This window comes from Gehongia tenuis, from assembly GCF_014384795.1.
Lineage (GTDB): Bacteria > Bacillota > Clostridia > Christensenellales > NSJ-53 > Gehongia > Gehongia tenuis.
On record NZ_JACRSR010000006.1, the window covers coordinates 1 to 26933 of the forward strand.

31 protein-coding genes and 1 tRNA gene are annotated in these 26933 nt (G+C 56.7%); 27 read left to right on the forward strand and 5 right to left on the reverse strand.

Features of this window, described 5'->3' with window-relative positions:
- The first annotated feature begins 136 nt into the window (after window positions 1–136).
- The 16 genes from H8696_RS10385 to H8696_RS10460 all read left to right on the forward strand — a co-directional run bounded on the left by H8696_RS10385 (window position 137) and on the right by H8696_RS10460 (window position 10868).
- Entirely contained in the window at window positions 137–589 is a 453-nt protein-coding gene (locus tag H8696_RS10385) for a single-stranded DNA-binding protein (RefSeq protein WP_249317362.1), read from the forward strand.
- A gap of 11 nt (window positions 590–600) precedes the next feature.
- Window positions 601–984 (forward strand): RusA family crossover junction endodeoxyribonuclease, encoded by a 384-nt coding sequence (locus tag H8696_RS10390; protein ID WP_249317363.1) that lies wholly within the window; start codon window positions 601–603, stop codon window positions 982–984.
- Window positions 981–1196, forward strand: a complete 216-nt coding sequence (locus H8696_RS10395) for a Lar family restriction alleviation protein (protein WP_249317364.1) — start codon at window positions 981–983, stop codon at window positions 1194–1196. The genes H8696_RS10390 and H8696_RS10395 overlap by 4 nt, the downstream gene beginning before the upstream one ends.
- The gene (locus tag H8696_RS10400) at window positions 1187–1486 is read left to right on the forward strand and encodes a hypothetical protein (protein WP_249317365.1); all 300 of its coding nucleotides are present in this window, start codon (window positions 1187–1189) and stop codon (window positions 1484–1486) included. The genes H8696_RS10395 and H8696_RS10400 overlap by 10 nt, the downstream gene beginning before the upstream one ends.
- Window positions 1487–1491: 5 nt before the next feature.
- A complete protein-coding gene (locus H8696_RS10405) occupies window positions 1492–1920 on the forward strand; it encodes a hypothetical protein (RefSeq protein ID WP_249317366.1) in 429 nt (142 codons plus the stop codon).
- 186 nt (window positions 1921–2106) lie between these two features.
- The gene (locus H8696_RS10410; RefSeq protein ID WP_249317367.1) at window positions 2107–2514 is read left to right on the forward strand and encodes a hypothetical protein; all 408 of its coding nucleotides are present in this window, start codon (window positions 2107–2109) and stop codon (window positions 2512–2514) included.
- A 77-nt stretch (window positions 2515–2591) separates the two neighbouring features.
- Window positions 2592–5306 (forward strand): hypothetical protein, encoded by a 2715-nt coding sequence (locus H8696_RS10415; protein ID WP_249317368.1) that lies wholly within the window; start codon window positions 2592–2594, stop codon window positions 5304–5306.
- A 13-nt stretch (window positions 5307–5319) separates the two neighbouring features.
- Entirely contained in the window at window positions 5320–6183 is an 864-nt protein-coding gene (locus H8696_RS10420; protein ID WP_249317369.1) for a phage distal tail protein, read from the forward strand.
- Window positions 6176–7273: a siphovirus ReqiPepy6 Gp37-like family protein gene (locus H8696_RS10425; RefSeq protein ID WP_249317370.1), complete on the forward strand. Its 1098-nt coding sequence runs from the start codon at window positions 6176–6178 to the stop codon at window positions 7271–7273. The genes H8696_RS10420 and H8696_RS10425 overlap by 8 nt, the downstream gene beginning before the upstream one ends.
- Before the next feature lie 12 nt (window positions 7274–7285).
- Window positions 7286–8362 carry a hypothetical protein gene (locus H8696_RS10430; RefSeq protein WP_249317371.1) on the forward strand — a complete coding sequence of 359 codons (1077 nt, stop codon included), beginning with the start codon at window positions 7286–7288 and terminating at the stop codon, window positions 8360–8362.
- Window positions 8363–8364: 2 nt separating this feature from the next.
- A complete protein-coding gene (locus H8696_RS10435) occupies window positions 8365–8757 on the forward strand; it encodes a hypothetical protein (protein ID WP_249317372.1) in 393 nt (130 codons plus the stop codon).
- Window positions 8754–8906 carry a DUF433 domain-containing protein gene (locus H8696_RS10440; protein ID WP_249317373.1) on the forward strand — a complete coding sequence of 51 codons (153 nt, stop codon included), beginning with the start codon at window positions 8754–8756 and terminating at the stop codon, window positions 8904–8906. The genes H8696_RS10435 and H8696_RS10440 overlap by 4 nt, the downstream gene beginning before the upstream one ends.
- Window positions 8896–9117 (forward strand): hypothetical protein, encoded by a 222-nt coding sequence (locus H8696_RS10445; RefSeq protein ID WP_249317374.1) that lies wholly within the window; start codon window positions 8896–8898, stop codon window positions 9115–9117. The genes H8696_RS10440 and H8696_RS10445 overlap by 11 nt, the downstream gene beginning before the upstream one ends.
- A gap of 62 nt (window positions 9118–9179) precedes the next feature.
- Window positions 9180–10031: a peptidoglycan recognition protein family protein gene (locus tag H8696_RS10450; protein WP_249317375.1), complete on the forward strand. Its 852-nt coding sequence runs from the start codon at window positions 9180–9182 to the stop codon at window positions 10029–10031.
- Between the two features lie 3 nt (window positions 10032–10034).
- Window positions 10035–10301, forward strand: coding sequence for a phage holin family protein (locus tag H8696_RS10455; RefSeq protein WP_249317376.1), 267 nt, complete (start codon window positions 10035–10037; stop codon window positions 10299–10301).
- 288 nt (window positions 10302–10589) lie between these two features.
- Window positions 10590–10868, forward strand: a complete 279-nt coding sequence (locus H8696_RS10460) for a HigA family addiction module antitoxin (protein WP_249317377.1) — start codon at window positions 10590–10592, stop codon at window positions 10866–10868.
- Window positions 10869–11028: 160 nt separating this feature from the next.
- Here the strand turns inward: H8696_RS10460 and H8696_RS10465 are convergent.
- A tRNA-Ala gene (locus H8696_RS10465) sits at window positions 11029–11105 on the reverse strand.
- A gap of 66 nt (window positions 11106–11171) precedes the next feature.
- Window positions 11172–11624 (reverse strand): GNAT family N-acetyltransferase, encoded by a 453-nt coding sequence (locus H8696_RS10470; RefSeq protein ID WP_249317378.1) that lies wholly within the window; start codon window positions 11622–11624, stop codon window positions 11172–11174.
- A gap of 127 nt (window positions 11625–11751) precedes the next feature.
- Between H8696_RS10470 and H8696_RS10475 the strand changes: the two genes are divergently transcribed.
- The 8 genes from H8696_RS10475 to H8696_RS10510 all read left to right on the forward strand — a co-directional run bounded on the left by H8696_RS10475 (window position 11752) and on the right by H8696_RS10510 (window position 18346).
- Complete coding sequence (locus H8696_RS10475) at window positions 11752–11919, forward strand: small, acid-soluble spore protein, alpha/beta type (RefSeq protein WP_249317379.1); 168 nt, start codon at window positions 11752–11754, stop codon at window positions 11917–11919.
- A 101-nt stretch (window positions 11920–12020) separates the two neighbouring features.
- Complete coding sequence (locus H8696_RS10480) at window positions 12021–12194, forward strand: DUF1540 domain-containing protein (RefSeq protein ID WP_249317380.1); 174 nt, start codon at window positions 12021–12023, stop codon at window positions 12192–12194.
- Window positions 12167–12550: a DUF1540 domain-containing protein gene (locus H8696_RS10485; protein ID WP_249317381.1), complete on the forward strand. Its 384-nt coding sequence runs from the start codon at window positions 12167–12169 to the stop codon at window positions 12548–12550. Before H8696_RS10480 ends, H8696_RS10485 begins: the two co-directional genes overlap by 28 nt.
- 91 nt (window positions 12551–12641) lie before the next feature.
- Entirely contained in the window at window positions 12642–13349 is a 708-nt protein-coding gene (locus tag H8696_RS10490; RefSeq protein ID WP_249317382.1) for a zinc metallopeptidase, read from the forward strand.
- Between the two features lie 138 nt (window positions 13350–13487).
- On the forward strand, window positions 13488–15914 hold the full coding sequence (gene leuS / locus H8696_RS10495) for a leucine--tRNA ligase (RefSeq protein WP_249317383.1): 2427 nt from the start codon (window positions 13488–13490) through the stop codon (window positions 15912–15914).
- Between the two features lie 58 nt (window positions 15915–15972).
- Window positions 15973–16794 (forward strand): histidinol-phosphatase HisJ family protein, encoded by an 822-nt coding sequence (locus H8696_RS10500; RefSeq protein WP_249317384.1) that lies wholly within the window; start codon window positions 15973–15975, stop codon window positions 16792–16794.
- Between the two features lie 29 nt (window positions 16795–16823).
- A complete protein-coding gene (locus H8696_RS10505; RefSeq protein ID WP_249317385.1) occupies window positions 16824–17168 on the forward strand; it encodes a hypothetical protein in 345 nt (114 codons plus the stop codon).
- Entirely contained in the window at window positions 17168–18346 is a 1179-nt protein-coding gene (locus H8696_RS10510; protein WP_249317386.1) for a cation:proton antiporter, read from the forward strand. The genes H8696_RS10505 and H8696_RS10510 overlap by 1 nt, the downstream gene beginning before the upstream one ends.
- 38 nt (window positions 18347–18384) lie before the next feature.
- On the opposite strand, the gene H8696_RS10515 is transcribed toward H8696_RS10510, so the two are convergent.
- Window positions 18385–19305 (reverse strand): hypothetical protein, encoded by a 921-nt coding sequence (locus tag H8696_RS10515; RefSeq protein WP_249317387.1) that lies wholly within the window; start codon window positions 19303–19305, stop codon window positions 18385–18387.
- A gap of 130 nt (window positions 19306–19435) precedes the next feature.
- Window positions 19436–20824: an asparagine--tRNA ligase gene (gene asnS / locus H8696_RS10520; protein ID WP_249317388.1), complete on the reverse strand. Its 1389-nt coding sequence runs from the start codon at window positions 20822–20824 to the stop codon at window positions 19436–19438.
- 160 nt (window positions 20825–20984) lie between these two features.
- On the opposite strand from asnS, the gene H8696_RS10525 reads away from it, so the two are divergent.
- The 3 genes from H8696_RS10525 to H8696_RS10535 all read left to right on the forward strand — a co-directional run bounded on the left by H8696_RS10525 (window position 20985) and on the right by H8696_RS10535 (window position 24633).
- A complete protein-coding gene (locus tag H8696_RS10525) occupies window positions 20985–21935 on the forward strand; it encodes an L-lactate dehydrogenase (protein ID WP_249317389.1) in 951 nt (316 codons plus the stop codon).
- Between the two features lie 96 nt (window positions 21936–22031).
- Entirely contained in the window at window positions 22032–23195 is a 1164-nt protein-coding gene (locus H8696_RS10530) for a DUF5050 domain-containing protein (protein ID WP_249317390.1), read from the forward strand.
- A gap of 73 nt (window positions 23196–23268) precedes the next feature.
- Window positions 23269–24633 (forward strand): MATE family efflux transporter, encoded by a 1365-nt coding sequence (locus H8696_RS10535; protein ID WP_249317391.1) that lies wholly within the window; start codon window positions 23269–23271, stop codon window positions 24631–24633.
- A gap of 30 nt (window positions 24634–24663) precedes the next feature.
- On the opposite strand, the gene H8696_RS10540 is transcribed toward H8696_RS10535, so the two are convergent.
- Window positions 24664–26904, reverse strand: coding sequence for a HelD family protein (locus H8696_RS10540; protein WP_249317392.1), 2241 nt, complete (start codon window positions 26902–26904; stop codon window positions 24664–24666).
- Window positions 26905–26933: the final 29 nt, after the last annotated feature.

The following is a 26933-nucleotide window of genomic DNA, read 5'->3' on the forward strand; positions in this document are numbered from 1 at the left end:
TCGACACGGCATTCAAACCGGAGGTCATGCGATTTTTCGGTGTGCAGCGGCAAGCTTACACCACTAAGCGAGATACTTCCGGGGGTTATGCGCGAAATCATACGAACGGCGAATAGAGCTGAGGAGGAGGCAGCGAATGAATAAAATTTGCATCGTCGGCAATCTAACCAAGGACCCGGAGCTTCGTGCCACGGAACAGGGGAATGCGGTATGCAGTTTCACCGTAGCGGTGAACCGCCGCTATAGGGATCAGGACGGCAACACGCCCACGGATCCCCGAGGAGCGACAGCGACTTTTATTCCGGTGGTAGTCTGGCGTGATCTTGCGGAGAACTGCGCCAAGTATCTCGCCAAAGGACGCAAGGTGGCCGTAAGCGGGGCGCTGCAAATCAGGAGCTATACGGACAGGGACGGCGTGAAGCGGTGGGTATCGGAGATACAGGCCAACGAGGTGGATTTCCTCACGCCAAGGGGCGAGTCCTCGAAGGATGAAGCGCCAGCCAGGCGGGAGCAAGAGGCGTGGCAAACATCACCTGAAGACGACTGGCTGCGGGAAGCGCCGGAGGAGCAAGATGATCTGCCCTTTTGAGGAGGCCGGTCATGGGCAGGCGGACTAAGCTTGTGATCCAGGGCACGCTGCCGGGCCTCAACGAGTACATCAATGCGGAGCGGCGCAATAAGTATCTGGCGGCGAAGCTCAAAAACCAATCGGAGCATGTGGTCATGAGCTATGCGCGGCGCCAGCTCCACGGAGTGCATTTTGACGGCCCGGTAACGATGACCTACACCTGGTACGAGCCCAGCAGGAGGCGGGACAAGGATAATGTGTCGAGCTACGGGCGCAAGGTGATCCAGGACGCGCTGGTCAAAGCGGGCGTGCTGGCCGGGGACGGGTGGAAACATATCGAGGGGTTCCGGGACCGGTTTGCGGTGGACAAGGAACACCCACGGATTGAGGTGGAGTTGGAGGAGGCAGAACCATGAACGAGCTCAAACCCTGCCCGTTTTGCGGGAATCTGCCTGTTGTTGCAAAATATGAACCGAGATTATACAGGCCTGTTATGAACCATACCTACTGTATTGTCTGCTGTGAGTGCGAGATGATGTTCGGCTGGGATTATGATTATGGTGGGCGCTTTGATACTGAAGAAGAAGCCGTAGAAGCGTGGAACAGGAGGGAAGAACCATGCGGCTGATAGACGCGGATGAGCTTATGGCAACAATAAAGATGCATGATTATCCGTTGCGTGGCCATTACAATTCTACTGACCGGGGAATGTGGACCGCGGGGATCCAACAGGCCATCGATGAAGCCCCTACCATCGACGCCGTGCCGGTGGTGCATGGACGGTGGGAAAAGCGTAAGGAAGATACGTTGATTCATTGGGATTGCACGCAATGCGGTATTGGCTTTTTGGATGATATAGGACTGGATAAACTGCACTACTGCCCCAACTGCGGTGCAAAGATGGATTTGGAGGATTGACGATAATGTATGAGAAGCTGCTTGAAACATTGCACCGCATGGATGACGGGGCAAGGCCGGGGCCATGGGTTGTAAGAAACGACAATGATGGCAGTTGGCTTCCGTTCTGGGTCATAAGCCATGAGCTGGACGAAGAGGGTGAGTGGTTTGCAGAACTTCACGTCGGCGATTATGGAACTGCAAAGTTTATAGCGATGACGAGGCAAATTATACCACAGGTCATTGAAGCCCTGGAAGACATGCAGACCGAATTGGAACAGGGCCGAAAGGAACGGGACGCGGCGATAAAAGACATTCCGCATAAATGCTGGTCATGCGCAAACGGGTTCTATACGGATAATGGTTTCGATTGTGATCTGACGCATTACAAAAGCGGCTGTAAAGATTGTCTAAGCTGGCAATGGCGCGGTGTCAAGGGGGACGAGGATGTATGAGGAACTAATTAAGACACTTAGAGCAGGCATTAGGTGTTATGGTTGTAAATACGTGGAACTCCCAGAATGCGAGAACTGTTATATCTCCATCGAAGCTGCTGACGCCATTGAAGAACTGCTATTTTTATGCGGTAAAGGGGAAGCGAGTGTGACCAAGAACGATAAAGGGGTCTAAGGGGGCCGACGATGTACATTAATGCGGACATGCGGTCCTATATCATCAGTTGCGCAGCGACACTGTCCTACTATGAGGCGTTGTTGGAGCATCCGCCCGAACGGCTCCATGTGCCGGTGAGGGACGCTAAGATGGCCAAGGCTTACTGCGGAAGGGTGCTGGATGAGCTGATGCGGGAAGTGGACGAGGATCAGGCTGTCGAGGTGGTCCGGTACTCTACGCGATGTGATCTTCGAGTGGTCCCAAATGAGCGGATGGCGGCAAAGCGGGAGTTGATTGTGGTGGACCCACGGGACATAGAAACATTGCTGCGGGATAGTATATCGGACTGCGCCCTCTGCCTCAAGACGGGCAAGGAGATCAAACGGTGCGATAAGCGCAAGCGGCTGCTGAGATTGGGGATTACGCCAAAGAGCTAAAGGGGCTGAGCGATATGACTGCGCTGCTCACAGCGGCAGAGAACGGAAATATCCTTGCTCAGACAAAGGCGCTTGCTATGAGGGTTAAAGCGTCGGCAGTAAGAGGTGGCGAGTTAATACAGATGGGGCTGTTCAATGTGGCCCTTGCCGCCGAGACCATAGCAACCAAGGCCAATACGGCCGCAACGAATGGTGGGATAGTCGCCAAGATTGCCGCCGCTGTAGCATCAAAGGCCGCTGCCGCTGCTCAATGGCTCTGGAACGCGGCCATGGCGGCGAATCCTATCGGCCTTGTCATTGCGGGCGTTGGCGCGCTTATAGGTGTAATTGCCGGGCTCGTTGCAATCTTTGACACGAGCAGCGCCGCCTACAAAGAAGAAAAGAAAAACCTTGAGGATCTCAGAAAGGAACACGACGAATACGCCAGCACTCTTGCGGACAGCAAGGACGCGGCGCGGGAAGAGGCGGCGGGTAAGGTTGCCCAAGCCCAGGCAAACCGGAATCTGCTGAACTCCCTTGCGGAGCTTGTGGATGAAAACGGCGTGTTCTCCGGCTCCGTGGAGGAGGCCCGGCACGCGGTATCCGAACTCAACGGCAACATTGACGGGCTGGGGCTGGCTTTTGACGAGACTACCGGCAAGATCAATATGTCCGCGGAGGAACTCCGGGCGTACGGAGACAACCTGCTGGCCGTCACCGAATACCAGGCCGCAGAGGAGCAGTACAACAACATCCTGAGTGAGCGCACCGCTTTGCAGGCCAAAATCAACGCACTGGAAGAGAAAAAAGCAGTCTACCAGCAGATGGCGGACGAGGGAAACATGAAGCAGAGCGAGGCCAACAAGCTCATTTCGGAAGCGGACGACCTGCTCACGGATTACAATGCATCCATGCGCGATCTGGAAGTGGACGTGGCCGCCTACGAACGCACCGTGCAAAAAACCTATAACAAAGAGGCGGATCTGGCGGTCAAGCGCCAGAATATCATGAACAATCAGTCCAAGGATGTAAAGAAACTCGCAAAGCAGTACAACATGTCCTTTGACGAGATCATTGACGAAGCGGCCAAACTGGACGGCGGCCTTGAAGAATGGTCCGAAAAACAGGCCATGCGCTTCACGGAATCGGGCATGGATCTGGCCTTGCTGGCCAAGAAGTGGGGCATGACCACTGAACAGATTGAAGCCTACTGCCAGGAATGGGGCATGGATTACAACGAGTTCAACGAGGAGATGAAGAAGACCCATACGGAAGCCGGCGAGGATATCAATGCTCTTGCGGCCAAGTGGGGCGTGTCGGCTCAGTCCATTCGGGAATGGATTGCCATGAACGAATCGGACGTCCAGGGCTGGTCGGACATGATGACAGACGCTTGGACGGACTACAGCGAGACAGTGACGGAGCGCACGGAAAATGTGGTCAACGGCTTTGAGAAACTGCCCAAGAAATACGATCAGTCCGCCAAGGAAATGCTGGAGAACCTCCAGGTCAACAAGGAGCGGTATGCGGCCTGGGAAGCCAACATGGAGGAAATCACCCGCCAGCTCGGCCCTACGGCAGCGGAGGAATTCAGGAAGCTGGGCCCCGAAGCCAACAGCGCCCTGGAAGAAATCCTGGGCAGCACGGACTTATTGGACCAGTACCGCGAGGTATTCGGCGTGAAGCTGGACGAGACCACCGGCCAGGCCATTGAGGACTGGAACAATCCCAGCTTTATCGGTGCGCCCAATGAATCCATCAATGAATCCGCTCAAATCGTGTCGGGCAACACGGCCCTGCAGGATGCGGCGGGAACCAAGGTGGACGACGCCTTGAAAGCCATGGAGACCTCGGTGAAAAATGCCGACTTTGGATCGGTGGGCAAAACCATGGCCACCGATATTGTGACAGGCGTGGCCAAAGCGGATATGTCGGGCATCGGCAAGGCCGTGGCCAATGCGATCAAGTCCGGTATGCAGCAGGCCACGGCTTCGGCCAAGTCCCTCAGCAGCTCCGTGCAGGAGGTGTTCCGGGGTATGTCCCGGGAGTGTGAGGCAACGGTGGTCAAGATGATGTCCCAAATCAACTCGGCTATTGCCACCCGTGCAAACTCCGTCAAAGTATCGATGGTGGGCGTAGTTACGGGCATGCTGAATGGGCTTAAGGACTTGCCGGCCAAGGCCGCGGTCTATCCACAAAAGATGATGCAGGACATGGGAACGGCCATCACCGCCCGTACCGCATCACTGGGCGACAAAGCCCGCGCCGCCGCAAGCAACATTGTGCGGGGCCTTGAGCCCATGGTGGAGGACGGTGGAGACGTTGCCAATCGAATGATAGATGGCATGCTGAAGGTGCTGAACAGCCGCGCCGGGGAACTGTACGCCAAGGCCAGGCAAATTGCGGAACAGATCGCCGCTACGATGCGGAAAGCCCTGGATATCCATTCTCCGTCCAGGATCATGATGGAAATGGGCGGCTATATCATACAGGGCATTTATGACGGGCTGGAAAGCGCTGAGAACAGGCTGTACCGCAAAGCGGGCTACATCAGCAAGGAACTGGCGGACCGGCTGTCCGCATCACCGACGATCACGCCTAATATTGTGGACCGGCTGCAGACGGCGGCGGACTACGGCCCGGCCCGAATTTACACCCACAGCTCCGGCGCCCAGCCAGCTTTGGCGGGGGCGGGCGCGTCGTACAGCACAAGCCTTACTCAATACATCACTACGCCCAAAGCACTGTCGCCGTCCGAAATGACGAAGGAAGCGGAAGACATGCTACGGCGCTCAAAATGGCAGTTGCCTTAAAGAGGGGGTAAGCATGGATCAAAACACCGTATGGATCTATGAAAACAGTATCGGCAAGATCACGTTTGCATGGGAGTCGCCCCACTGGATCACCATGTTTGACGGCATGAGCAGTGTGGAGGTGGATATCTCCCAATCCCGGGGGCCGCGCCAGATTGGCGCCACCATCGCAAGCCAAAGCGTGCGGCCAAGGTCCCTTACACTGGACGGCTGCCTGTTTGATCCTGTGGGGGTCAATCGGGAACGATTGATCGACATCATAGCCCCGCAGGTCCCGGCAACGCTGACCATGGTGGACGGCGCTGAATCCTGGTATCTTGATGTTGTACCGGAAAAAACGCCGGAAATCGAGCCGGGTCTGGGCGTTCAGAATTTCCAGCTTCGGCTTTTTGCCGCCTATCCCTATTGGCGCACCACGGCGTCCTATTCGGTGCAGGTGGCTGGACTGGTCCCGATGTTCCGCTTCCCATTCTTAACCGGCGGCACCTGGTGGATATCCAAATACAGCGACAGCTATTTCCGCAGTATTGAGAATCAGGGCAACGTGCCTGTGGAGTTCCGAGTCACCTTCACGGCGCGGGCCGCCCTTATCAATCCCGAGTTCTATCATGTGGATACCCGCAAGAGAATTGCTATCAAAAAGACCATGGTTGCAGGCGAACGCATTTTAGTGTCAACAGCTTATGGTGAGCGGGGCGTAATTGTGACGGCGCCGGACGGCACAGCTTCCAACGGGTTCAAATTTTTGACGATTGACAGCGATCTGTCCATGACGCTGCAGCCAGGAAGCAATCTGCTCCGGATCGACGCGGAAAACAACCGCGAAGGGCTGGGTGTGAGGCTGGAAGCCCCGCAGGGGGTGAAATCCGGTGTCTGATTTCTACATCTACAACAACGTCAAAGAACGGATAGGCATTATCCAAAACGATGAGTCGGTGCAATGGCTGGAGAATTATCAATCCCCAGGCGAGGTCAAAGTCGTGGTGAGAGTAACAGAGGATAACCTGGCTCTGCTTGTTGACGGGAATCGAATCTATAACACCGACAGCAACACGGCGGCGCGAATCTCCTATGTCAGCATTGTGGAGGCGGAGAGCGAGCACAGCATCATTGCCCGGGCAGACCTTACCGCTGAACTGCTGAGCGACAGGGTGGTTATGGCAACGGAAAATGTAACCAACGTGGAAGCTGCTATGTATGCCATCTACGCCAAAAACCGCCGCGGATTGCCTATCGAAATGGGCACGGCACAGGGATACACCGAGCGGCTGGACATGGAAATCACCTGGAACACAGTACTGGATGCGCTGAATGCCTTGGCGGCGTCCTCGGGGCTTGGTTACGTGGTCGGGTTTGATCCGGAAACAGGTATTGAGACACTGAAGGTCTACAAGGGCATAGATCGATCCGTTGAGGGTAGCGACAATTACGTGGGTTATTTTGGGACGGATGTTGGCAATATCAGCAATCTTGAAATTACGACGGGCACCACCGATCTTAAAAACGTGGCGGTGGTCGCCGGCGAGGGGGAAGGCTCCGCCCGAACGGTCCGTATTGTGTCTTTGGGTAACGTTTCGGGCGAGAACAGACGGGAATTGTATGTGGATGCAAGGGACGTCCAGCGCGAGGCCCAAATTGCCGTGGATACCGGGCAGGTGGACGAAAAAGGCAATCCCATCTATGAGTATCAGACCAAGGTCTATACCGATGCCGAATACAATGCGCTGCTGGACGCAAGAGGCTATGAAAAGCTGGCGGAGCATCTGAGCAGTTTTGGCGTAACCTGTGATATTGAACAGTCCAATCTGGAATACGGCGTGGATTACCACCTGGGCGACCGTATGCCCGTCAAGCTCACGGACTATGGCATTACCGCCTCGGCAGTGGTGTCGTCGGTTAACCGTATCTATGAGAGCAGCGGCACGCGGGTTGTTGTGACCCTAAGTGATTTTAAACTAACGGAGTAAAGGAGGAAGACCATGGTTTGTTTCCCTTTGGATAATGTTGAATACGATGCGTCGGCATTGGGAGCTTGGTCGGGGACCCGGACCCGCGGTGTATATGCGGCTGACGGGCATTATGCGGTCACGGCAAACGGAGGCATGTCGGTGAGGGTAAGTCCCGGTCTCGCGTGGCTGCAAGCCGGAGATTTTTGGGGCGTGAATGCTTATGAAAATGCGGCGCAGGTGCTTATGCTGGACACGGCGGACGGCTCCCTGGACCGTGTCGATGCTGTGTGTGTCCGGTTGGACAAAAATCTGAATAAAGGTGAATTGGTCGTGAAGAGTGGCGCTTATACACCGCAACCGCCCACCATTGCCACGCCGGTGCGTGATGCAAATTACGATGAAATCTATGTGGCCACTGTGTATGTGCGTGCCGGAGCAACGGAGATCCTGCAAAGCGATATCACTGACCAGCGGCTCAACGAGGCCTATTGTGGCATCATGCGGGATGGGGTGACCGGAATACCCACGGAAGAACTACAGGCCCAATGGTCGTCATGGTATGCAGGGTATACTACTGGGGCACAGCAGGAGTTTGGCGCGTGGTTTGAAAGCATGAAAGGCCAGCTCTCCGAGGACGCGGCGGGTAATCTCCAAAATCAAATCAACGCCCACGCGCACACGGGCGAGGACGGGACGGCGCGAGTCAACGCCATGGACGCGGACACGGTGGACGGGATGCACGCGGAGGCGTTTGCGCGGCGGAATCTGCAATGGTTTGACTTACCTCTCCGGGATGGCTTTATTGGCCCGGCCAAGTATGCAAAGGACGATATGGGGTTTGTGCATTTGTATGGACAGATCTATAAAGCGCCGGGCGTTGTGGTGCCGCTTGGCTCCATTGTCGCTGACCTGCCGGTGGGATACTATCGTCCTGGACGCCTTGCAGTACCCGTAACCAGCAATTACTCCAGCGGCGGTAATCCAATATTTGATCCGGATGTACTTGTAATCATAGATGGCGCTATATGGGTGCCGGTGCATAACAATGCCAACAGCAATACGTCCAGCGCACCGGTATTTGATGCACAATTTTATGTGGGGGTGTGATGATGTACACACATAGATGGGTCATAGATGCACAGGGCTACTATAGGTTCCCCGTATTGGTAGAGATCGACGGGAGCGGGCGCGAGGCCATTCAGTACTACACTTTACAGACGGGCGAAAGCCTGGTGGGTGTCCGGGTTAGCAGTGAGGCCGTTCGGCCCAAATGGGATGGCAATGGGTGGATTGAGGGCGCGACAGCGGAAGAAATAGAGGAATGTCGGGCCCACCATCCGGTGCCGGGCCCGACATTGGCCGATCGGGTGGCGGATATCGAGGACGCGCTTACCGAAATGATGTTTGGATCAAAGGAAAGCGGAAGCTTTCCCAAATCCGAAGGACCAGGGGGGTCAGAGGAAAGCGGACGCTTTCCTAAACCCGAAGGGGGTGCGGCATGACGGCAATGACGAGAATAGCGTGCCGGACGATTCAAAGGCGCATGGAGGCGGGCGGGAGCTGGGAGAGTGTGATCCTTGACTATCCGGGACTTACGGCAGAACAGCTTGCAGAAATCCGGGCGGAGGTGATGGGCGGCAGTGAACAGTGAAATCATTGTGGCCCTGGTGGCCTTTGCGGGAACGCTGGCAGGAACCTTCGGCGGAATTTTGACCTCCTCCAAGATGACGAACTACCGGCTGCAGCAGTTGGAGAAAAAGGTAAATGAACACAACCAGTATGCCCGGCGGATGCCGGTAGTTGAGGAGCAGATCAAGGTGGTCAATCATAGGCTTGAGGATCTGGAGAACTATCATAAATAGACCTTGGCAGCACCCAGAGGAATTGAGGGTGTGATAGGGTGAAGAAAAAGGAGCGTGAAAGGATGCAAATCATAGAGCAGCTGCTTCCAGCGGGAGCGAAGAACAAACCGGGGCGGACCATGACCCCGAAGTATATTACGATGCACAACACCGGCAACAGTGCAAAGGGCGCGGACGCGAAGGCCCATGCCAGCTACCTCACCAGCGGGGCCGGAGGCCAGAAGGTCTCCTGGCATTACACCGTGGATGACGGCGTGATCTATCAGCACCTTGCTGACACCGAGCAGGGCTGGCACGCGGCGGACGGCAGAGGCCCCGGCAACAGTCAATCCATCGGGATCGAGGTATGTATGTTCGAGGGGATCGATCAGGCAAGGGCCGAGGCCAATGCTGCCCAGCTGGTGGCCCAGCTCATGCACAGGCATGACATCCCCCTGGCCAATGTGACCACCCATCAGCATTGGTATCCCAGCAAGTACTGTCCCGCGCTGATCCTGCCCCACTGGGACAAGTTTGTGGCGGCGGTAGAGACGGCGTACAACGGAGGGGAGGCACAGATTGAGGTGAGTAAGGGACACAGCGTACTTGTCGAGTGGAGCAAGGGCGCGGAGGTCAAGGAGCTGCAAACCATCCTGAATGGACTGGGATACGCCCTTGAAGTGGACGGGACCTATGGTCCGGCAACGGAGGCGGCGGTCAAAGACTTCCAGAAGGCACATGGCTTAGACGTAGACGGCAAGACCGGCCCCAAAACGTGGACAGCGTTAGAACAGGCAACGGCGGCTAAGGACGACACCTTGTACCGGGTGCAGATCGGAGCCTACAAGGACAAGTCCAATGCGGAGGCGGCGAAGGCAGCCGTGGAAGCGGCGGGGTTTGAGGCAATCATCAAGATGGATGACGGGGAGGGATAAATAATGGAGTTTGCGGAATACATCATCGGGGATGCGCTGATCCTGGTACCGGCGCTGTGGATCGTGGGAGCGCTGATCAAGCACGCCTTCGTCAGCGTGCCGAACTGGACGATCCCCTTCGTGCTGCTGGTCCTGGGGATCGGCGGCGCGATGGGGCTGATGGGTCCGTCGGTTGAGAGCGTGATCCAGGGCGTTCTGGTGACCGGTGCGGCGGTGCTGGGAAATCAGCTCGTGAAACAGGGAGCTAAAGTCCAAAAGGGCTCCAACTAAAATATAGGCACTACTTTTTTGATTAGACAAAATGGCAAGACCTAACGAAAGCTGGATTACCTTAGAACCTCAAAAATGATATAATATCATTATCCAAGGTATCTTGGAGACGGGACGCAAGCGTCCGTTAATCCGCCCCTGGCAGTACGTCCCCCAAAATCCGGGATTGGACGGAGGCCAGGGGCTTGTTTTTATTTTTAACCAATATTTTTTCAAAAAATGAGTTATATAACGTTTTCTTTCAAAAAATATTGCTCATTTTTGAGAATATAAAGAGAGGTGAAACCCATGAGTAACATGATAGAACACGGAGATATGGTTGCTTTCCATCCGGGTTATTACGTCAAGGACCTGATCGAGGAGCTGGGGATCACCCCGGTGGCCTTTGCGAAAAGGATAGGCATCCCGAAGAAAACAATCAGGAAATTAACAAATGGTGAAATCAGTCTATCGGATGAAATGGCCCGTAAGCTTTCTGCGGCAACGGGGATCAGCGTTGATCTATGGCTTAACTTGCAAAGGTCGTTTGACGAAAAGGCCCATAGCCCTGAAAGCGCTGCTATATAGGCATCCGTTAAATTGCCGGTAACTTGTAAGAATTACTTGCAAATTCAAAATGTGAGCAAATAAAAAGACGTGAGAACAACCTCACGTCTTTTTTCTTTTAATGACTATTCCGAACAGCCCATTTACAAAGATATAAAATGGGTTCGAATAGTCAATGCCTTGGTGGAGCTAAGGGGATTCGAACCCCTGACCTCTACGATGCGAACGTAGCGCGCTAGCCAGCTGTGCTATAGCCCCATGAAATCCGGTTTCTCCGGGCAAAAAGTATTATATACAAAAACCGGATGAATTTCAACTAATATTTTAAAAATGCTGGATTTGCTGGCTCATGACCAGCGTGCGGGGTACGAATCCATAGGCCTCATAGAGCCCTTGGGCCGGATTGCCCAGCACCACGTTGACATCGATGAAGCGGGCGCCGCGCTGCTGAAAGGCCGCCATAGCCCAGTCCATCAGCAGCCTGCCGTAGCCCTTGCCGCGTTGATCCTCCCGGACGTAAAGGTAGTCCAGACTGCCCCTTTCCTTTTCCGTAGCAATCTTACAAAAGCCCACGATGTCGCCCCCCTCCTCAAGAGCCTTGATGAGGGCCGTACCCTTCTTCTCCGCTTCCGCCATGCCGGCCATCACAAGATCGATGGGCTGCAGCGGAAAGACACCCTTAAAATGCTGGGTTACAGCGTTGTGGTGCTCGGCCAGGGCCGCGAGACAGTCCCTGAGCCGAAAAATTTCTTTGCCGCTTAAAAAAATTTCCTTCATTGCCAATCACGCTCCATTGCTATTTTACGATAGCATCTTCTGAAACCTTTTGCAATGCGGCTTTGTTAATTTTACCGGGTATGACATGAACGGTTCGGCGCAAATTAAGAGTGTGAGGAGGATTGTTATGAGTAGACGAGGCATTATGTCCGAAGGTCTGAAGGACGAAATTGCGCGCCAGATGGGCGTCTATGACACCGTTCATAGCGGCGGTGGCTGGGGCGAAGTTTCCTCCAGGGATTGCGGCAACATGGTCCGTATGGCCATTGAGCTCGCACAAAAAAACTACAAATAGCGGAATCCGAACAGCGCACGCTTTAGCGTGCGCTTATCTTATCCCAAGGACGCATAAACCAACCCCATCAAGCCAAACTAAAACAGAAGGAGATGAGCCAAATGTACAATAAAGCAGGCAGCCAATCCATTCAATGCAATGTTAAAAGCTGCATGTATAACGATCACGGTGCGGCATGTTCCCTGTACGGCATCCAGGTCAGCGCGCTTCCCGGCTGCGTGACCGGCATGCCAAAGGATGAGAGCATGTGCGCCAGCTATCGGCCGCGGAACTGATGAAGGATATCATTTGCAAGGCATCCGACTGCGCCCATAATGACCGTGGAGCCTGCCGGGCAGGCGCCATTCAGGTGGGCGGCCGGGAAGCGGATGACCATGGCGATACCCACTGCGAGACCTATGTGACCCATGCCAATCCCTATGACGAATATGGAAGGGATTTTCTGGGCCTTCTGAAGCGAAACGCCGACACCTTTTCCATGGGGGCCTATCAGCCGCCGGATGTGGACTGCACCGCGCTGAAATGTCTGTACAACAAGGACCGCAAATGCTCCGCCCCCGGCATTGAAATTGCCTCGGCTGAGCTTTCCTCCCTGCAGCATGCGAGCTGCGAAACCTTTCGCCTGCAGTGATGCGATCAAGGGACTTGCCAAGGGCAGGTCCCTTTTGTCCATTTGTCAGCGGCTCCATCATCCTATATAATAGAGCAAAGGAGGAATGACCATGCCGTTTATCTATTTCGGCGGAGGCTCGGACACGATGATCATCACGCTTATCCTGTTTGGAGTGGTCATCTTATCGATGGTGGTACAGTCCCGTGTGACGGGAACTTTTCGTAAATACAGTCAGGTGCCGGACCGCTCCGGACTGACCGGAGCGGAAGTTGCCCGGAGGATCCTGGATGAGAACGGTCTTTCCGACGTCAATATTGAGCACTCTCCCGGAGGCTTTCTATCCGATCACTACGATCCGAGGTCCCGGGTTCTGCGCCTGTCCCGGGAGGTGTACCAGGGTTCGAATATTGCGGCGCTGGGCGTTGCCGCCCATGAATGCGGCCACGCTATCCAGCACGGCGAACACTACGGCGCATTCAAGCTTCGTCAGGCCCTGGCGCCCACGGCGGGCATTGGATCCCAGGCGGGCATGCTGCTTTTTATCGTGGGACTGATCATGAGCTGGCCGCCTCTCACCTATGCCGGTATTGGACTTTATGCGCTCATCGTGATCTTTCAGCTGATCACCCTGCCGGTGGAGCTCAATGCCTCCAGCCGGGCGCTGTCCATCCTGGAAAGCGGCGGTTACATGGACTGGGAGGAAGCGGGCGGTGCGAAGAAGGTTCTATCCGCTGCGGCCATGACCTATCTCATGTCCGCGCTGGTGGGCATCCTGTCGCTGCTGCGCCTCATTTCTCTGGCCAACAACCGGCGCTGACGTTGACATTTCGCCGCCAAAGCTATACAATCGAAACGATTGAAGCGGCCGAAAGGCGGGCCGGAAAGGAATTTAGCCTTTCGTCCTCGGACGGAAGGCTTTTGATTTTGGATACACCAAAGAAAGGGAGTTTTTTTGATGGATCGCAAGGCAATGGAAACCAAATGGCAAAAACGCTGGGAGGAAACGGGACTGTATAAGTTCCATCCGGAGAACGTGGACAAGAAGCTGTACTGCCTGGAGATGTTCTCCTATCCCTCGGGCGCCAAGCTGCATCTGGGTCATTGGTATAATTACGGTCTTACCGACAGCTGGGCAAGACTCAAGCGGCTTCAGGGCTATGAGGTCTTCCATCCCATGGGCTTTGATGCTTTCGGACTGCCGGCGGAGAATTACGCCATCAAGACGGGCATCCATCCCATGGATTCCACCTTGCAGAATATTGCCACCATGGAGCAGCAGCTTCGGGACATGGGTGCGACCTTTGATTGGGATTACGAGGTTAAAACCTGCATGCCCGACTATTACAAGTGGACCCAGTGGCTGTTCCTGAAGCTTTATGAAAAGGGCCTTGCCTACCGCAAGGCGGCGCCGGTGAACTGGTGCCCTTCCTGCAACACGGTGCTGGCCAACGAGCAGGTCCAGGAGGGCTGCTGTGAGCGCTGTCAGACGCCGGTGGTGCGCAAAAATTTGACCCAGTGGTTCTTTAAGATCACCGAATATGCTGACGAGCTTTTGGAGGGCCTGGACGATCTGGACTGGCCGGAGAAGACCAAGAGCATGCAAAGAAACTGGATTGGCCGTTCCACGGGCGGCGAGGTGAAGTTCAAGATTGAGGGGAGCGATAAGGACTTTACGGTGTTCACCACCCGGGCCGATACCCTGCACGGATGCACCTATGTGGTGATTGCGCCGGAACACCCGCTGGTGGAAGAGATCACCGCTCCCGCGCAGAAGGAGGGGGTGGAGGCCTACAGGGTTGCGGCGGCGCGGGCCAGTGAGATCGACCGCCTGTCCACCACCCGGGAGAAGACGGGCGTCTTTACCGGCGCCTACGCAATCAACCCCATCAACGGGGAGCGGGTGCCCATCTGGGCGGCGGATTATGTCCTTGCCACCTATGGCACAGGCTGCGTGATGGCGGTTCCGGCTCATGACGAGCGGGATTATGCCTTTGCCAAGAAATACGATCTTCCCATTCGCCGGGTGGTAAAAGCGGCGGGCGGGGAGCCGGATGAACTGCCCTTCACCAGCTACGACGGTATTTTGGTCAATTCCGGTGAATTCGACGGGATGACGGTGACGGAAGGCAAAAAAGCCGTCATCGAGAAGCTGATGAAAACGGACGAGGGCGGATTTAAGGTCAACTACCGCCTCAGGGACTGGCTGGTTTCCCGCCAACGCTATTGGGGCGCGCCCATCCCCATGATCCACTGCGAGCACTGCGGCGAGGTGATGGTGCCGGAGAAGGATCTTCCGGTGGAACTGCCCTATGACGTGGACTTTACGCCCGACGGGCGTTCGCCGCTGTCGAAACACGAGGGCTTCATGAACGTGACCTGCCCGAAGTGCGGCCGTCCGGCCCGGAGGGACCCCGATACCCTGGATACCTTTGTGTGTTCCTCCTGGTACTATCTCAGGTACGCCGACCCGAAGAATGACAAGCAGGCCTGGGATCCCGCATGGGTTAACAAGCTCCTGCCTGTGGATAAATACGTGGGCGGTGCGGAACATGCGTGCATGCATCTGCTCTATGCCAGATTCTTCACCAAAGCGCTGCGGGATATGGGTTATCTCTCCTTTGATGAGCCTTTCAAATCCCTGGTGCATCAAGGAACCATCCTGGGACCGGACGGCAACAAGATGTCCAAGTCCAAGGGCAACGTGGTTTCGCCCGATGAATTCATCAACCAATACGGCTCGGATGTGTTCCGTACCTACCTGGCCTTTGGGTTTGCGTACACGGAGGGCGGCCCCTGGAGCCCGGAGGGCATCAAAGCGGTCAACCGCTACATTGAACGGGTGGAGCGGCTGGTGGAACGGGTGACGGCGCTTCCGGATGAGGACAGGGCGGCGAAGAGTGACGGCAACGTTCGCTATGCACAGCACTACGCCATCAAAAATGTGACGCAGGATGTGGATAAGTTCTCCTTCAACACGGCGGTTGCCCGGCTGATGGAACTGACCAATGCCCTATACAAGGCGCTGGACGATGAGTATAATCCCGCGCTCATCAAGGCGGCGGCCCGGGATCTGGTGATCATGCTGTCCGTCTTTGCGCCTCATTTCTCGGAGGAGATGTGGGAGAAGATGGGCAAGCCCTATTCCATCTTCAACCAAAGCTGGCCGGCTTTTGATGAGAAGGCGCTGATCCGCAATGAGGCGGAGATCGTGGTGCAGGTGAACGGCAAGGTCCGGGGCAAGTTTACCATGCCTGCCGGCGCGCCCGACGAGGAGATCGAGGCGGCGGCGCTGAAGGAGGAGCGGGTGGCCCGGGCTCTGGAAGGCAAGACCATCCGAAAGATCATTGTGGTCAAAGGAAAGCTGGTCAATATCGTTGTGTAAAATGCTGAAGGCGGCCTAGCGACGCGCTGGGCCGCCTTTTTTATAAGGAGGTTGTTGAATGAGGTATTGGGATCATCATAGTCATTCGCTTTTTTCCGCGGACAGCGATGCGGCCATGGCCGATATGGCCGCGGCGGCCCGAAGGACGGGCCTTTCCGGCATCCTGTTCACCGAGCATATCGACCTAAACCATCCTTCGGAGAAGGAGGGCCTGTTTTTCAGCGTGGATATGCCCGGATACCGGCAGGCCATTGAGGAGACCCGGGCCGAGAACCCCGATATGATCATCGGCATGGGTCTGGAAGTGGGCCTTACCGGCCCGGAAAACCAGGCCTATTTCAAAACGCCGGGGCTCGACTTTGCCATTGCATCCCTCCATGTGGTGCACGGCAAGGACCCATATGACGGAGCCTATTATGAGGGCAAGACCAGACACGAGGCCTATCTGGAATATCTGGAGGCCATGGCGGAGATGATGCCCTATGCCGAGGGCGCATCGGTGCTGGGCCATATCGGATATGCGGCGAAGGCGGCGCCCTACGCGGCCGGGGCGGCGGCGATGGGCTATGAGGAGTTTGGCATGGTCCTGGATGAAATTTTGCGCCGGGCCGTGCGGTACAATCTGGGTCTTGAGCTCAACACCTCGGGGTACGACTCGCCGGCAGGACACGGGCTTCCAAGCGTGGATATTCTGGCCCGATACCGCGAACTGGGAGGGCGCATCCTGACCCTTGGTTCGGACGCCCATGAGCCGGGGGATGTGGGGCGCCACTTCAAGCGGGCTCTTATGGACGCCAGGGCGGCGGGCTTTATGGAGATCGCCGTCTTCAGCGCCATGTCACCCCGGTTTATTGCCATAGACCGTCTTTTGAATAGCTGAAATCAGCCGTATGAAAGGGAGGATGTCTTGTGAGATTATTGGTCCTGATTCTAAACAAGGTGGAACTGCTGGATGAGCTTTTGACGGCATTTACCGACTGCGGCATTCAAGGCGCCACCATCTTGACCAGCACGGGCATGGCCCGGGAGCTGGCCCGGGCGGACGGCAACAACGATGTGCCCTTCCTGGGGAGTCTGAGAGCGCTGCTGGATCCGGAAAGGGAGGAGAATAAGACCATCTTTACGGTGCTGCGGGAGGATCAGGTGGGCGGCGCCGTGGAAACGATCGAGGCGGTGGTGGGAGACCTGAGCGATCCCGATACCGGCATTCTGTTCACGCTTCCCGTGGACTATATGAAGGGGATGGGCCGCTGATGGAAGGCAACACACTGTTCTATCTGGCCATTATTCTGTTCTCCGGCCTTTTCTTCGGCAGAATGGTCAAGCATTTGAAGCTCCCCAATGTCACGGGCTACCTGATCGCGGGCCTCATTATCGGCCCGCACATCCTCGGCATCATCCCGGAACATGCGGTGGAAGGCCTGTCCCTGGTTTCGGAGATGGCCCTTGGCTTTATTGCCTTTTCCATCGGCAGCGAATTTAAGGCCAGCTATTTTAAACGGGTGGGCTTCACGCCGGTGGTGATCGCCATCACCGAAGGCGTGGGCGCCATCATCCTGGTGACAGCCACCATGCTGCTGGTGGGTTACGACTGGCCCTTTGCGCTGGTGATCGGCGCCATCGCTTCGGCCACCGCTCCCGCGGCCACCATCATGGTGGTCCGCCAATACAAGGCGAAGGGCCCGCTGACGGAAACCCTGATGAGCGTGGTGGCGCTGGACGACGCGGTGGCACTCATTGGATTCGGTTTTGCGGTGACGGCGGCAAAGGCCATTCTTTCCGTTGGGGAGGGCAGCATGCTGCTGTCCATACTCTCCCCCTTCTACGAGGTGGGGGTGTCGCTGCTTTTGGGCGGAGCGCTGGGGTTCATCTTCACTTTTCCCCTTCGATGGTTCAAAAAGGAATCCAATCGCCTGTGCCTGACGGTGGGTTTTGTGTTCGCCGGCGTGGCGCTGGCGGGCCTGGTGGGCGGCTCCTCCCTGCTGGTCTGCATGGCGCTTGGCGCTACCTTGGTCAATGTCCATAAGAGCGGCGAAAAGATTCTGAAGCTTGCCGACACCATCACGCCGCCCATCTTCATGATGTTTTTCGTGGTCAGCGGCGCGGAACTGGATATCTCCCTCATCCCGTCCATCGGTATCGTGGGCGTGGGTTATGTGGTGGCCAGGGTGATTGGAAAGCTTGCCGGAGCGCGCCTTGGCGCCGTTATCATGAAGGCGCCGGAACCGGTAAAGAAGTATCTGGGATTCACGCTCATCCCTCAAGCGGGCGTGGCCATTGGCCTCACGCTCATTGCGGAGACGGTATTGCCCGGGGAATATGCGTCGGTGATTCGAGCGGTGGTTCTTTGCGCCACCTTCATCTACGAGATCGTGGGGCCGGCCATTTCCAAGTTTGCGTTGAAAAAGGCGGGCGAAATCGCCGAAGGCTAAAAAAGGCCCTCCCCAGGAGGGCCTTTTCTTTGCCGACTTTAAGGTTCGGCGATCATCTTTTCCGCTTCGACCAGCGGCTGGAACATCTCCATGGCCGCGCTGTTCTCCTTGACCAGCTGGCGGGCCAGCGTGAAGACGGGCAGGGTCTTTTCCTTCAGCACTTCAATGCGCTGGGAAAGGGCCTCGTTTTCCTTGCCGGCCTGTTTCAGCGACTTGCTGTAGGAAGCCAGCGCCTCCCGAAGTTGGATGTTCTCCTGCTCCAGCTTTTCCGTGCGGAGCAGCAATAGATCATACTTGACGCTGATTCGGTCCAGTTCCATGATCTTCCGGCGGGAGGTCTTGCCCACCGCGGCCGAGGCCAGGGTCATCAGTCCGTCCAAGAACTGATCGGCATGGAGGCCGGGTATCTTCTCCAAGTCCTGGCGCATTCCCATCAGGAGCGCCGTACCTTCGTCCACCACCGGTTCGCCCTTTATTTTCACGGGCTGGTCGTAGGGATCGTAGCAGGCAACCCCCTCCTGGCGCATCTTGCGGATGACCTCCTTTACAAGCGCCGGGTGGGTTTTGACGAGACTGCGGTACTTGTTTTGGTAGCGGAGCATGGCCGAACGATCGCCGCGGCCCATCTCCAGGGTGCAGCGGCGCACCGATACGCCCTGGGCCTGAGCGCCGAGGACGGTGCGCAGGAGATGCTCCACCTCACTGTGATCGAAGGGCGTGAAGGGCAGTGCCGGCCGGCGCCCGTTGATGATGCCGGCCTTCAAAAGATTGCCGCGGTTGGCATAATAGAAATTGCGTACGCTTCCGCTCTTGCGGCCGGTTTTTTGGGCCACCGAATCAAAAACGATGCGCAGCGGAAGATTGTCCCTTTCCGCCCGCTGGACCTCCGTATTCAAAAGTTCAACCTCCTCCGGCTTCCATCCGCCGGACTTGGTGATCACGGTCTCCATGTTGGTCATATGCGTTCCCTCCTGTATTGGTTCATTTTATGTGTAGTATGAACAGCATATGCCATGGTTATACAAGGGTGGATTATTTTACAACGTATATTACAAAAAAAGGACCCGTTTTACGGGTCCTTTGGTCATTCTAGAATTCGGCACTCTTCGCGGTGCGGGGGAAGGGCAGCACGTCCCGGATGTTGGTGACGCCGGTGACGTACATGACCAGCCGATCGAAACCGATGCCAAAACCGGCGTGGGGCGTTCCGCCGTATTTGCGCAGGTCGAGATACCACCAGTAGGGCGCTTCTTCGAGACCCATCTCCTTCATGCGGGCCAGAAGTACGTCCAGCCGTTCCTCGCGCTGGCTGCCGCCGATCAGCTCGCCCACGCCGGGTACCAGCATATCCATGGCGGCGACCGTCTTTCCGTCATCGTTCACCCGCATGTAAAAGGCCTTCACATCCTTGGGGTAATCGGTGACGAACACCGGCCCGTGGAAAATCTTCTCGGTGAGGTAACGCTCGTGCTCGGTCTGAAGCTCCTCGCCCCAAGCGGTGGGGAACTGGAAGCTCGCGCCGGATTTTTGCAGCCGCTCGATGGCCTCGGTGTAGGTGATTCGGACGAACTCGGAGCCAGCCAGCGCCTCCACGCGCTGGATGAGCCCTTTGTCCACAAACTGGTTGAGGAAGGTCAGATCATCCCTCGCGTGCTCCAACAGATAGGTCAGCACGTATTTCGTCATGTCTTCGGCAAGATCCATGTTGTCGGAGAGATCCGCAAAGGCGATCTCCGGCTCCAGCATCCAAAACTCCGCAGCATGGCGGGGCGTGTTGGAATTTTCCGCCCGGAAGGTGGGGCCGAAGGTGTAGACGTTTTTAAAGGCCAGACAGAAGGATTCGGCGTTCAGCTGGCCGGATACGGTGAGGTTGGCGGGCTTGCCGAAGAAATCCTTGCCGAAATCCACCTCGCCTTTATCCATGGGCACGTTCTTGAGGTCCAGGGTGGTCACCTGGAACATCTCGCCCGCGCCCTCGCAGTCACTGGCGGTGATGAGGGGCGTCTGGACATAGATGAACCCCCGCTCCTGGAAGAAACGGTGCAGCGCATAGGCCGCCAGGGAACGGATCCGGAACACAGCCTGGAACAGATTGGTCCGGGGCCGGAGATGGGCGATGGTCCGAAGATATTCCGGCGTGTGCCGCTTTTTTTGCAGCGGATAGGCGGCGTCGCAGTCCCCCACCAGCTCAATTCTTTCCACCTTGATCTCGTAGGGCTGTTTCGCTTCGGGGGTGAGCACCACCCTGCCTGTGGCGGTGATGGCCGAGCCCAGCTTCAGCTTTACCCAGCGGTCGAAGTCCTCCGTCTCGTTTTTGTCCAGAACCAGCTGGACCGGCCGGAAGGCGGTGCCGTCGGCCAGTTCGATAAATGCAAAAACCTTGGAATCCCGAACGGTGCGCACCCAGCCGTTGACGCTGACCGTTTGGCCCTCGCAGGCCGCGGGATCCTTGTGCAATGAGCGCAACTCAATGGACATACAATACAACCTCTTTTACGAATTTTTTCTTATTATAACGCGTTACCCAGGATTTTACCAAATCTTTTCCGTTTAAACAAGGAAAAAAGCCCTGAAGGATCAAAATGTAGGAGTAAAATAAACTTCCGCCGCAAAACCTAGAATCAAAGGAGTTGAAGGGATGAAACGACAAGGCAATAAAGTGGGCGTGATCGGCACCGGATTCGTGGGCGCCACCACCGCCTATACGCTTACCCTGAGCGGACTGGTTTCCGACTTGGTATTGGTGGACAAGGATAAGGAGAAGGCGCTGGGCGAAGCGATGGACCTGAACCATGGCGCCGCCTTCTATCCCTCCATGAATGTGATGGCGGGGGAATACAGCGATCTCAAGGGAAGCGATGTGGTGATCATCGCCGCCGGCGCGAATCAAAAACCCGGTGAAACGCGGATGGATCTGGCGCACAAAAATGCGGCCATCTTTCGGGAAATCGTGCCCGAAGTTGTTCGAAACGCTCCGGACGCGGTGCTGCTGGTGGTGACCAATCCAGTGGATGTACTGACGGATGTCACCATGGAAGTGAGCGGCCTGCCTTTTGGCCGGGTTCTGGGAAGCGGCACGGTCCTCGATACATCCCGGCTGCGGCATCTGATCAGCGTGCATACCCATATTGACGCAAGAAACATTCACACCTATGTCCTTGGCGAACATGGGGACAGCGAGGTTGTAGCCATGAGCCTGACCCGTCTTGCCGGCATGGATGTGCACACCTTCTGTGAAAAGTGCGGCCGGTGCGATATGGATTTGGGCACGGCGCTGGCGGACCAGATCGAATCCAAGGTGAAAAATGCCGCCTATGAGATCATTGCCCGAAAGGGTGCGACCTATTACGCCGTGGCCCTGGCTGTGCGCCGCATCGTGGAGGCCATTCTCCGGGACGAGAAGGCGATTCTTACCGTCTCGGGGCCGGTGAAGGGGATCTTCGGAATGCCGAACGTGTGCCTGAGTCTGCCGGCGGTGGTGGGCGGCGAGGGAATTGAGCGTTTTGTGCCGGTGGATCTGGCGAAGGATGAGCTGGAGGCCCTCTGCCGCTCGGCCGAGGCCATTGACAAGGTAATCAAAAGTCTCTGAGGAAGGAATTTTAGCCATTGACCCAAGGGCCAATGGCTTTTTTTCGTAAAGCATGCTATAATAATGAGACTTCTTATGAGATGAAGGAGGCACCCGGTGAGGGCAAGGATTCGATGGATGGCGGCAGCGCTGTGTCTTTTGATGGCGATGGGTCTTGCAGGCTGCGGCGGCAAGCCGGAAGGACCGGCGGCGTCGGAGCTGGTGGGGGGGACCCCCAATACCGAGCTTGCTATGCAGCAGGGAGACTACATCTACTTTGGCAGGCCGGACAGCGGGCTTTACCGCCTTAAAAAGGATGGCAGCGAGCTTTACAGACTCTATAAAGCCAGTGATTTGCATGTGTTGGGCGTGATGGATGAATACGTCTATTACTTTGCGCCGGATATGCCGGGGACCTACGCGTCGCTGGAACGGATCAAGCTGGACGGCACCGGACGCCAGGTCCTGGCGGAGCGGGTCAACGCCCGGGGCGGTCTGCTCGAGGCGGAGGACCATTTCTATATTACGCTGGAGGGCCGGGACGATCAGACCGGCGGGCTGTACCGCATAAAACCCGACGGCAGCGAGAGGACGCTGGTGCTGGCTGACGTGCTGCTCACCAACCTCAAGTTTTGGAACAACGGTATCTATGGCATCAACCTTTCGGACAAGGAACAGATCATCTGTCTGGATCTGGGCGAGAAGGTGATTCGGCAGATCAGCGGCACGGCTTCCATCAGCCGCTTTGATATCCGGGAGGATAAGATTTTCTACGAGGACCGCTCCGACTGGGCGGTGTACCGCATGAATCTTGACGGCAGCGATCTGCAGCAGATGATCAAAAACTATCCCCTGGAGGGTGAGACGCTGTACCGCAAGGTCAGCATTGGCAACGGCAAGGCCCGGATCGAACGGGTCAACGCCGAGGGCGGTCCGCTGGAGAACATCGTGGAGGTGGACAAGGGCGGGCTGAAATTCCTGCTTACGTCGGACGGCATGATCTATTATGCGAACGGCTACACCGTCACCTCGGAGGACGGCACGGAAAAGCAGTTTGACCGCATGTACCGGATCAGGGCCGATGTGGACCAGCAGCCCGAATACATCCTGCAGGGCCATCTGGCCAACTACGATTTTGTGCTGGAGACGGCGGGCTGCGTGATCTTTCAGGTGACAGCGGTGGACGAAGAAAGCGGTACGGCGCTGGCCGCCGGTCAGTTCTACCGGCTCAATATGCAGGACCTCAGTGTAACCCGTCTTGAAATCCAGGGCGATAATTAAACAAAGATACGCTTAGGCGGGCCAAATTCCGATTTGGCCCCCTTATTATTTCTTGAAAAAGGAGTGTGATTTCGTGTCGGATACGGAGCTAAGGCGCAAGGAACGCTGGCAGGTTGAAAAGGATATCATGAAGCTGGCATGGCCGTCCATCGTCGAACAGATTCTGGTCATGCTGGTGGGCATCGTGGCCATGGTGCTCATGGGGCGCATCGGTACCGCGGCCCTGGCTGCGGTGGGCCTGGTCAACATGGTGATGAATTTCATCCAAGCGGTTTTCAACGCCCTGTCCACCGGCACCACGGTGGTGGTGGCGAGGCAGTGGGGCGAGAAGGATTACGATACCATCGGTCATACCCTGGTGCAGTCCATCATCATCTCTATCGTGGCTTCGGCTATCATCGTGATTCCCTGCCTGTTTTTGAAGGAGCCCATCCTCCGTATCTTCCTTGGCGGCAACTCCGCCGATGCTCTGGCTCTGGCGGTGGAGTATTTCGGCATCATTCTTCTGGGCGTGCCGGGCTTTATCATCTATTTGGTGGTGGCGGGCGCCTTCCGGGGCGTGGGCGACACCAAGACGCCCATGTTTGTGGCGGCCATCAGCAATGTCCTGAATATTGGGCTCAGCCTGGTGCTGATCTTCGGCTGGGGTCCCGTAAAGCCTATGGGCATTGCCGGCGCGGGCTGGGCCAACACCATCGCCCGCTGGGCGTCCATGATCCTTATTCTTGCCATGCTGAAGCTCAGCCATGGCGGCATCAGCAAAGCAAGAATAAGAAGCTTCAAGGTTCGCCTCGATCTCATTCGCCGCATTTTCAAGGTGGGCATTCCCGCCTCCTTGGAGCAGCTGGTGATGCAGGGCGGATTCCTCATGATGCAGACGGTGATCGCATCCATGGGTACGGTGGCTCTGGCCACCTACCAGGTGGTTACCAACATCAATTCCATGGCGTTCATGCCGGTCACCGGCCTTGCAACGGCGGCCACGGCCATGGTCAGCCAGACCCTGGGCGCCCAGGATCTCAGGCGTGCGGATATGGCCGCCTGGCAAAACGTCTATACCGGCGTTGCGGCGGTGACCTTTACCGGGATTCTGCTGGTGGTCTTTGCGAATCCCCTGATGCACATGTACAGCTCCGACCCGGCGGTGCTCCAGCTGGGCATCAGCTGCATCTACATCCTCGCCCTGGTGGAGCCCTTCATGGGTGTGAACAATGTGATCTCGGCCGTGCTGAGGGGCGCGGGGGATATCACCTACGTTCTGATAACGAGTTTTGTGGGGATCTGGGGCTTCCGGCTTTTGACCACTCTGGCTCTGTATCATTGGTTTAATCTGGGGCTTCAGTCGGTGTACTATGCGTTCCTGGCCGATTTCGGCATCCGGACTTTGATGTATTGGATTCGGCTGAGGAAGGGTAAGTGGAAGTATATCAAGGTATAGGGAAAGCGCGCCCATGGGGGCGCGCTTTTTTTAGGCCCAGTCCGTAAAGGACACCGCCGAGAGAAGCGGGGAAGGCTCCCCGGAAAAGACGCCGGCCAGCGCGTGGAGAGGCCGGGTGAGGGATACATAGAGAAGATGGCAGTCGAGGGGGTTTTCACAGTAGGTCTCCCGGTCAACATCCGCCAAAATGGCGGCATCGAATTCGAGGCCTTTTGCCAGCGCCGCCGGCAGAACCATCACGCCGCCCTCATAGTGGGTGTCCTTCTGGGTGATGAGATGAACCGCGGTATTTTTTCGAAGCCTGCTATACAGGGACTTCGCCGCGGCGGGGGTCTTTGTGATGACGGCCACGGAGCTGTAGCTTTCGGCAAATTCCAGGGCGAGGGCCTGCAATGCGGGCAGCCGCTGTTGTTCCCCGACCCTGTAAAAACGCGGCGCCGGTCCATGGCGGAGCACCGGTTTCGCCGCGGGCCGTTCGGGACTGGTGAAATGGGCGAGCACGCTTTCCGCCACCGCCATGATCTCCGTGGTGCTGCGGTAGCTGGTCACCAGCGTCATGGTTTCAAGGCCGGCCCTTTGGTAACACTGTTCCGCCACCTCCTTCCAGGATTCAATTCCCTGGAAGGGGTGGATGCTTTGGGCCAGATCGCCCATCAGCGTCACCGATTCGCTGCCCGTCAGCGTTCCCAGCAGGGAAAGCTCGAAGGGGGAGAAGTCCTGGGCCTCATCCATGACCACATGCTGAATGGAGAGCTTTCGCGACAGCCCAAAAAGGCCGTGGCAAAGCAGTACCAAAGCGGCCAGGTCCTCCCGGCGAATTCTGCCCGCCAGGAGCTCCTCCCGATTCTCCGCGGCAAGCTGTGCCAGAAGATCGGGATCATCCGCGCTGTAATGGGCGAGGAAATCCTGGTAAGCCTCCAAAAGGGTGGGCACCTTGAAGGCCGCGATGTAGGTCTTCAGCCTCTCCTCAGCCTGTGTCCTGACCTCCTTGATCCGAAGATCCCGGGCCTCGTAGACCTCAAGGATGCGGTGCTGTCGCTCCTCGCCCGGAGGCAGTCTGAGCTTGAGCGCGTTCACCCGCGTCTGGCAGTCCTTCTCGTAATACGCCACCAGCCTGGCGGCGCTGTCCGCCATTTTAAAGCTGAGGTGCTTTTCCATTTCCCTGATGCGGGGAACGAGAGGATAGGGGGCGAAATCCTCGGTAAAGATGCGAAGGAGCTCCTTGCGGGAGTAGATGCGAAGCTTTCCCAGGGTGAGGGAGGCTTCCGGCATTATGGCGCTTTGCAGATGCCCGAGATAGTCTTCCGCCTTTTTCCGGAAGGCAAGGCTGCCCTTGTAGCGGCCGCAGCGGACCATGCGCTCGGCGGCATCCTTTGTGAGGTTCCGCTCCAACATCAAGGTAAGAGGATCGGCGGGAGCCACTTTGGGGCCGTGCTTTCCCATGAGTTCTTGGCAAAGCTTCACGTAGGTGGTCTGCACCACGTCCTCCACGCCCAGCTCGGGCAGAACCTCGGAGATATAATCGAGGAAGAGGGGATTGGGCGCCAGGATCATGAGGTTTTTAGGGGTGAGCGTGTCCTGATGGGCATAGAGCAGATAGGCGATGCGGTGCAGCGCAATGGTGGTCTTGCCCGAGCCGGCCGCGCCCTGCACCAGAAGGGGGCCGTTCATGGGAGCACGGATCACCAGGTTCTGTTCCTGCTGGATGGTGGTCACGATATCCCGAAGGCGATTGTCCTTAAGTTCGCTGAGGGCGTCCCGCAGGAAGGCCTCCTGGGCCACCACATCGGTATCGAACATGTGCTTCAGCTCGCCGTTTTCAATGGTGAACTGCCGCTTCAGGATCAGTTCGCCTTCCACATTTCCATCGGGACAGCGGTAGGAGACATTCCCCAGCTGGCCGCTGTAATAGAGATTGGCGACGGGAGAGCGCCAGTCCACGACAGCCATGGTATGATGCTGGGTATCCTCCACGCCGTATTTGCCAATGTAGTGGGTGGCAAGCTCATCATGGCCGGCTTCCCGAAAATCCACACGGCAGAAATAGGGTTTTCCGGCGGCCAGACCCAGATTGATGAGGTTTTGACGGGCCCTCTCCAGCAGAAAGGTTTTGACGTGCAGGGCCGAGTCAAAGGCGCTGGACGCGCCGCGCTTGAGCCCGCCGACGCTCTCCCTCAGCTCTTCGTATTTTTGCCGGGTCATGCGGGACTCGTCATCGATGAGCCGCAGGGTCTTTGTGAGCTTTGCCCTTTCCAGGGATTGTTCCGACACGCTGCTTCCCCCCCTTTTTGCAGTTGAAC

Excerpts from the sequence above, each read along its gene's own strand:
- H8696_RS10385 (WP_249317362.1), top strand. The coding sequence starts at position 137 with ATGAATAAAATTTGCATCGTCGGCAATCTAACCAAGGACCCGGAGCTT.
- H8696_RS10390 (WP_249317363.1), top strand. The coding sequence starts at position 601 with ATGGGCAGGCGGACTAAGCTTGTGATCCAGGGCACGCTGCCGGGCCTC.
- H8696_RS10395 (WP_249317364.1), top strand. The coding sequence starts at position 981 with ATGAACGAGCTCAAACCCTGCCCGTTTTGCGGGAATCTGCCTGTTGTT.
- H8696_RS10400 (WP_249317365.1), top strand. The coding sequence starts at position 1,187 with ATGCGGCTGATAGACGCGGATGAGCTTATGGCAACAATAAAGATGCAT.
- H8696_RS10405 (WP_249317366.1), top strand. The coding sequence starts at position 1,492 with ATGTATGAGAAGCTGCTTGAAACATTGCACCGCATGGATGACGGGGCA.
- H8696_RS10410 (WP_249317367.1), top strand. The coding sequence starts at position 2,107 with ATGTACATTAATGCGGACATGCGGTCCTATATCATCAGTTGCGCAGCG.
- H8696_RS10415 (WP_249317368.1), top strand. The coding sequence starts at position 2,592 with ATGAGGGTTAAAGCGTCGGCAGTAAGAGGTGGCGAGTTAATACAGATG.
- H8696_RS10420 (WP_249317369.1), top strand. The coding sequence starts at position 5,320 with ATGGATCAAAACACCGTATGGATCTATGAAAACAGTATCGGCAAGATC.
- H8696_RS10430 (WP_249317371.1), top strand. The coding sequence starts at position 7,286 with ATGGTTTGTTTCCCTTTGGATAATGTTGAATACGATGCGTCGGCATTG.
- H8696_RS10435 (WP_249317372.1), top strand. The coding sequence starts at position 8,365 with ATGTACACACATAGATGGGTCATAGATGCACAGGGCTACTATAGGTTC.
- H8696_RS10440 (WP_249317373.1), top strand. The coding sequence starts at position 8,754 with ATGACGGCAATGACGAGAATAGCGTGCCGGACGATTCAAAGGCGCATG.
- H8696_RS10450 (WP_249317375.1), top strand. The coding sequence starts at position 9,180 with ATGCAAATCATAGAGCAGCTGCTTCCAGCGGGAGCGAAGAACAAACCG.
- H8696_RS10455 (WP_249317376.1), top strand. The coding sequence starts at position 10,035 with ATGGAGTTTGCGGAATACATCATCGGGGATGCGCTGATCCTGGTACCG.
- H8696_RS10460 (WP_249317377.1), top strand. The coding sequence starts at position 10,590 with ATGAGTAACATGATAGAACACGGAGATATGGTTGCTTTCCATCCGGGT.
- H8696_RS10470 (WP_249317378.1), bottom strand. The coding sequence starts at position 11,624 with ATGAAGGAAATTTTTTTAAGCGGCAAAGAAATTTTTCGGCTCAGGGAC.
- H8696_RS10475 (WP_249317379.1), top strand. The coding sequence starts at position 11,752 with ATGAGTAGACGAGGCATTATGTCCGAAGGTCTGAAGGACGAAATTGCG.
- H8696_RS10480 (WP_249317380.1), top strand. The coding sequence starts at position 12,021 with ATGTACAATAAAGCAGGCAGCCAATCCATTCAATGCAATGTTAAAAGC.
- H8696_RS10490 (WP_249317382.1), top strand. The coding sequence starts at position 12,642 with ATGCCGTTTATCTATTTCGGCGGAGGCTCGGACACGATGATCATCACG.
- leuS (WP_249317383.1), top strand. The coding sequence starts at position 13,488 with ATGGATCGCAAGGCAATGGAAACCAAATGGCAAAAACGCTGGGAGGAA.
- H8696_RS10500 (WP_249317384.1), top strand. The coding sequence starts at position 15,973 with ATGAGGTATTGGGATCATCATAGTCATTCGCTTTTTTCCGCGGACAGC.
- H8696_RS10510 (WP_249317386.1), top strand. The coding sequence starts at position 17,168 with ATGGAAGGCAACACACTGTTCTATCTGGCCATTATTCTGTTCTCCGGC.
- H8696_RS10515 (WP_249317387.1), bottom strand. The coding sequence starts at position 19,305 with ATGACCAACATGGAGACCGTGATCACCAAGTCCGGCGGATGGAAGCCG.
- asnS (WP_249317388.1), bottom strand. The coding sequence starts at position 20,824 with ATGTCCATTGAGTTGCGCTCATTGCACAAGGATCCCGCGGCCTGCGAG.
- H8696_RS10525 (WP_249317389.1), top strand. The coding sequence starts at position 20,985 with ATGAAACGACAAGGCAATAAAGTGGGCGTGATCGGCACCGGATTCGTG.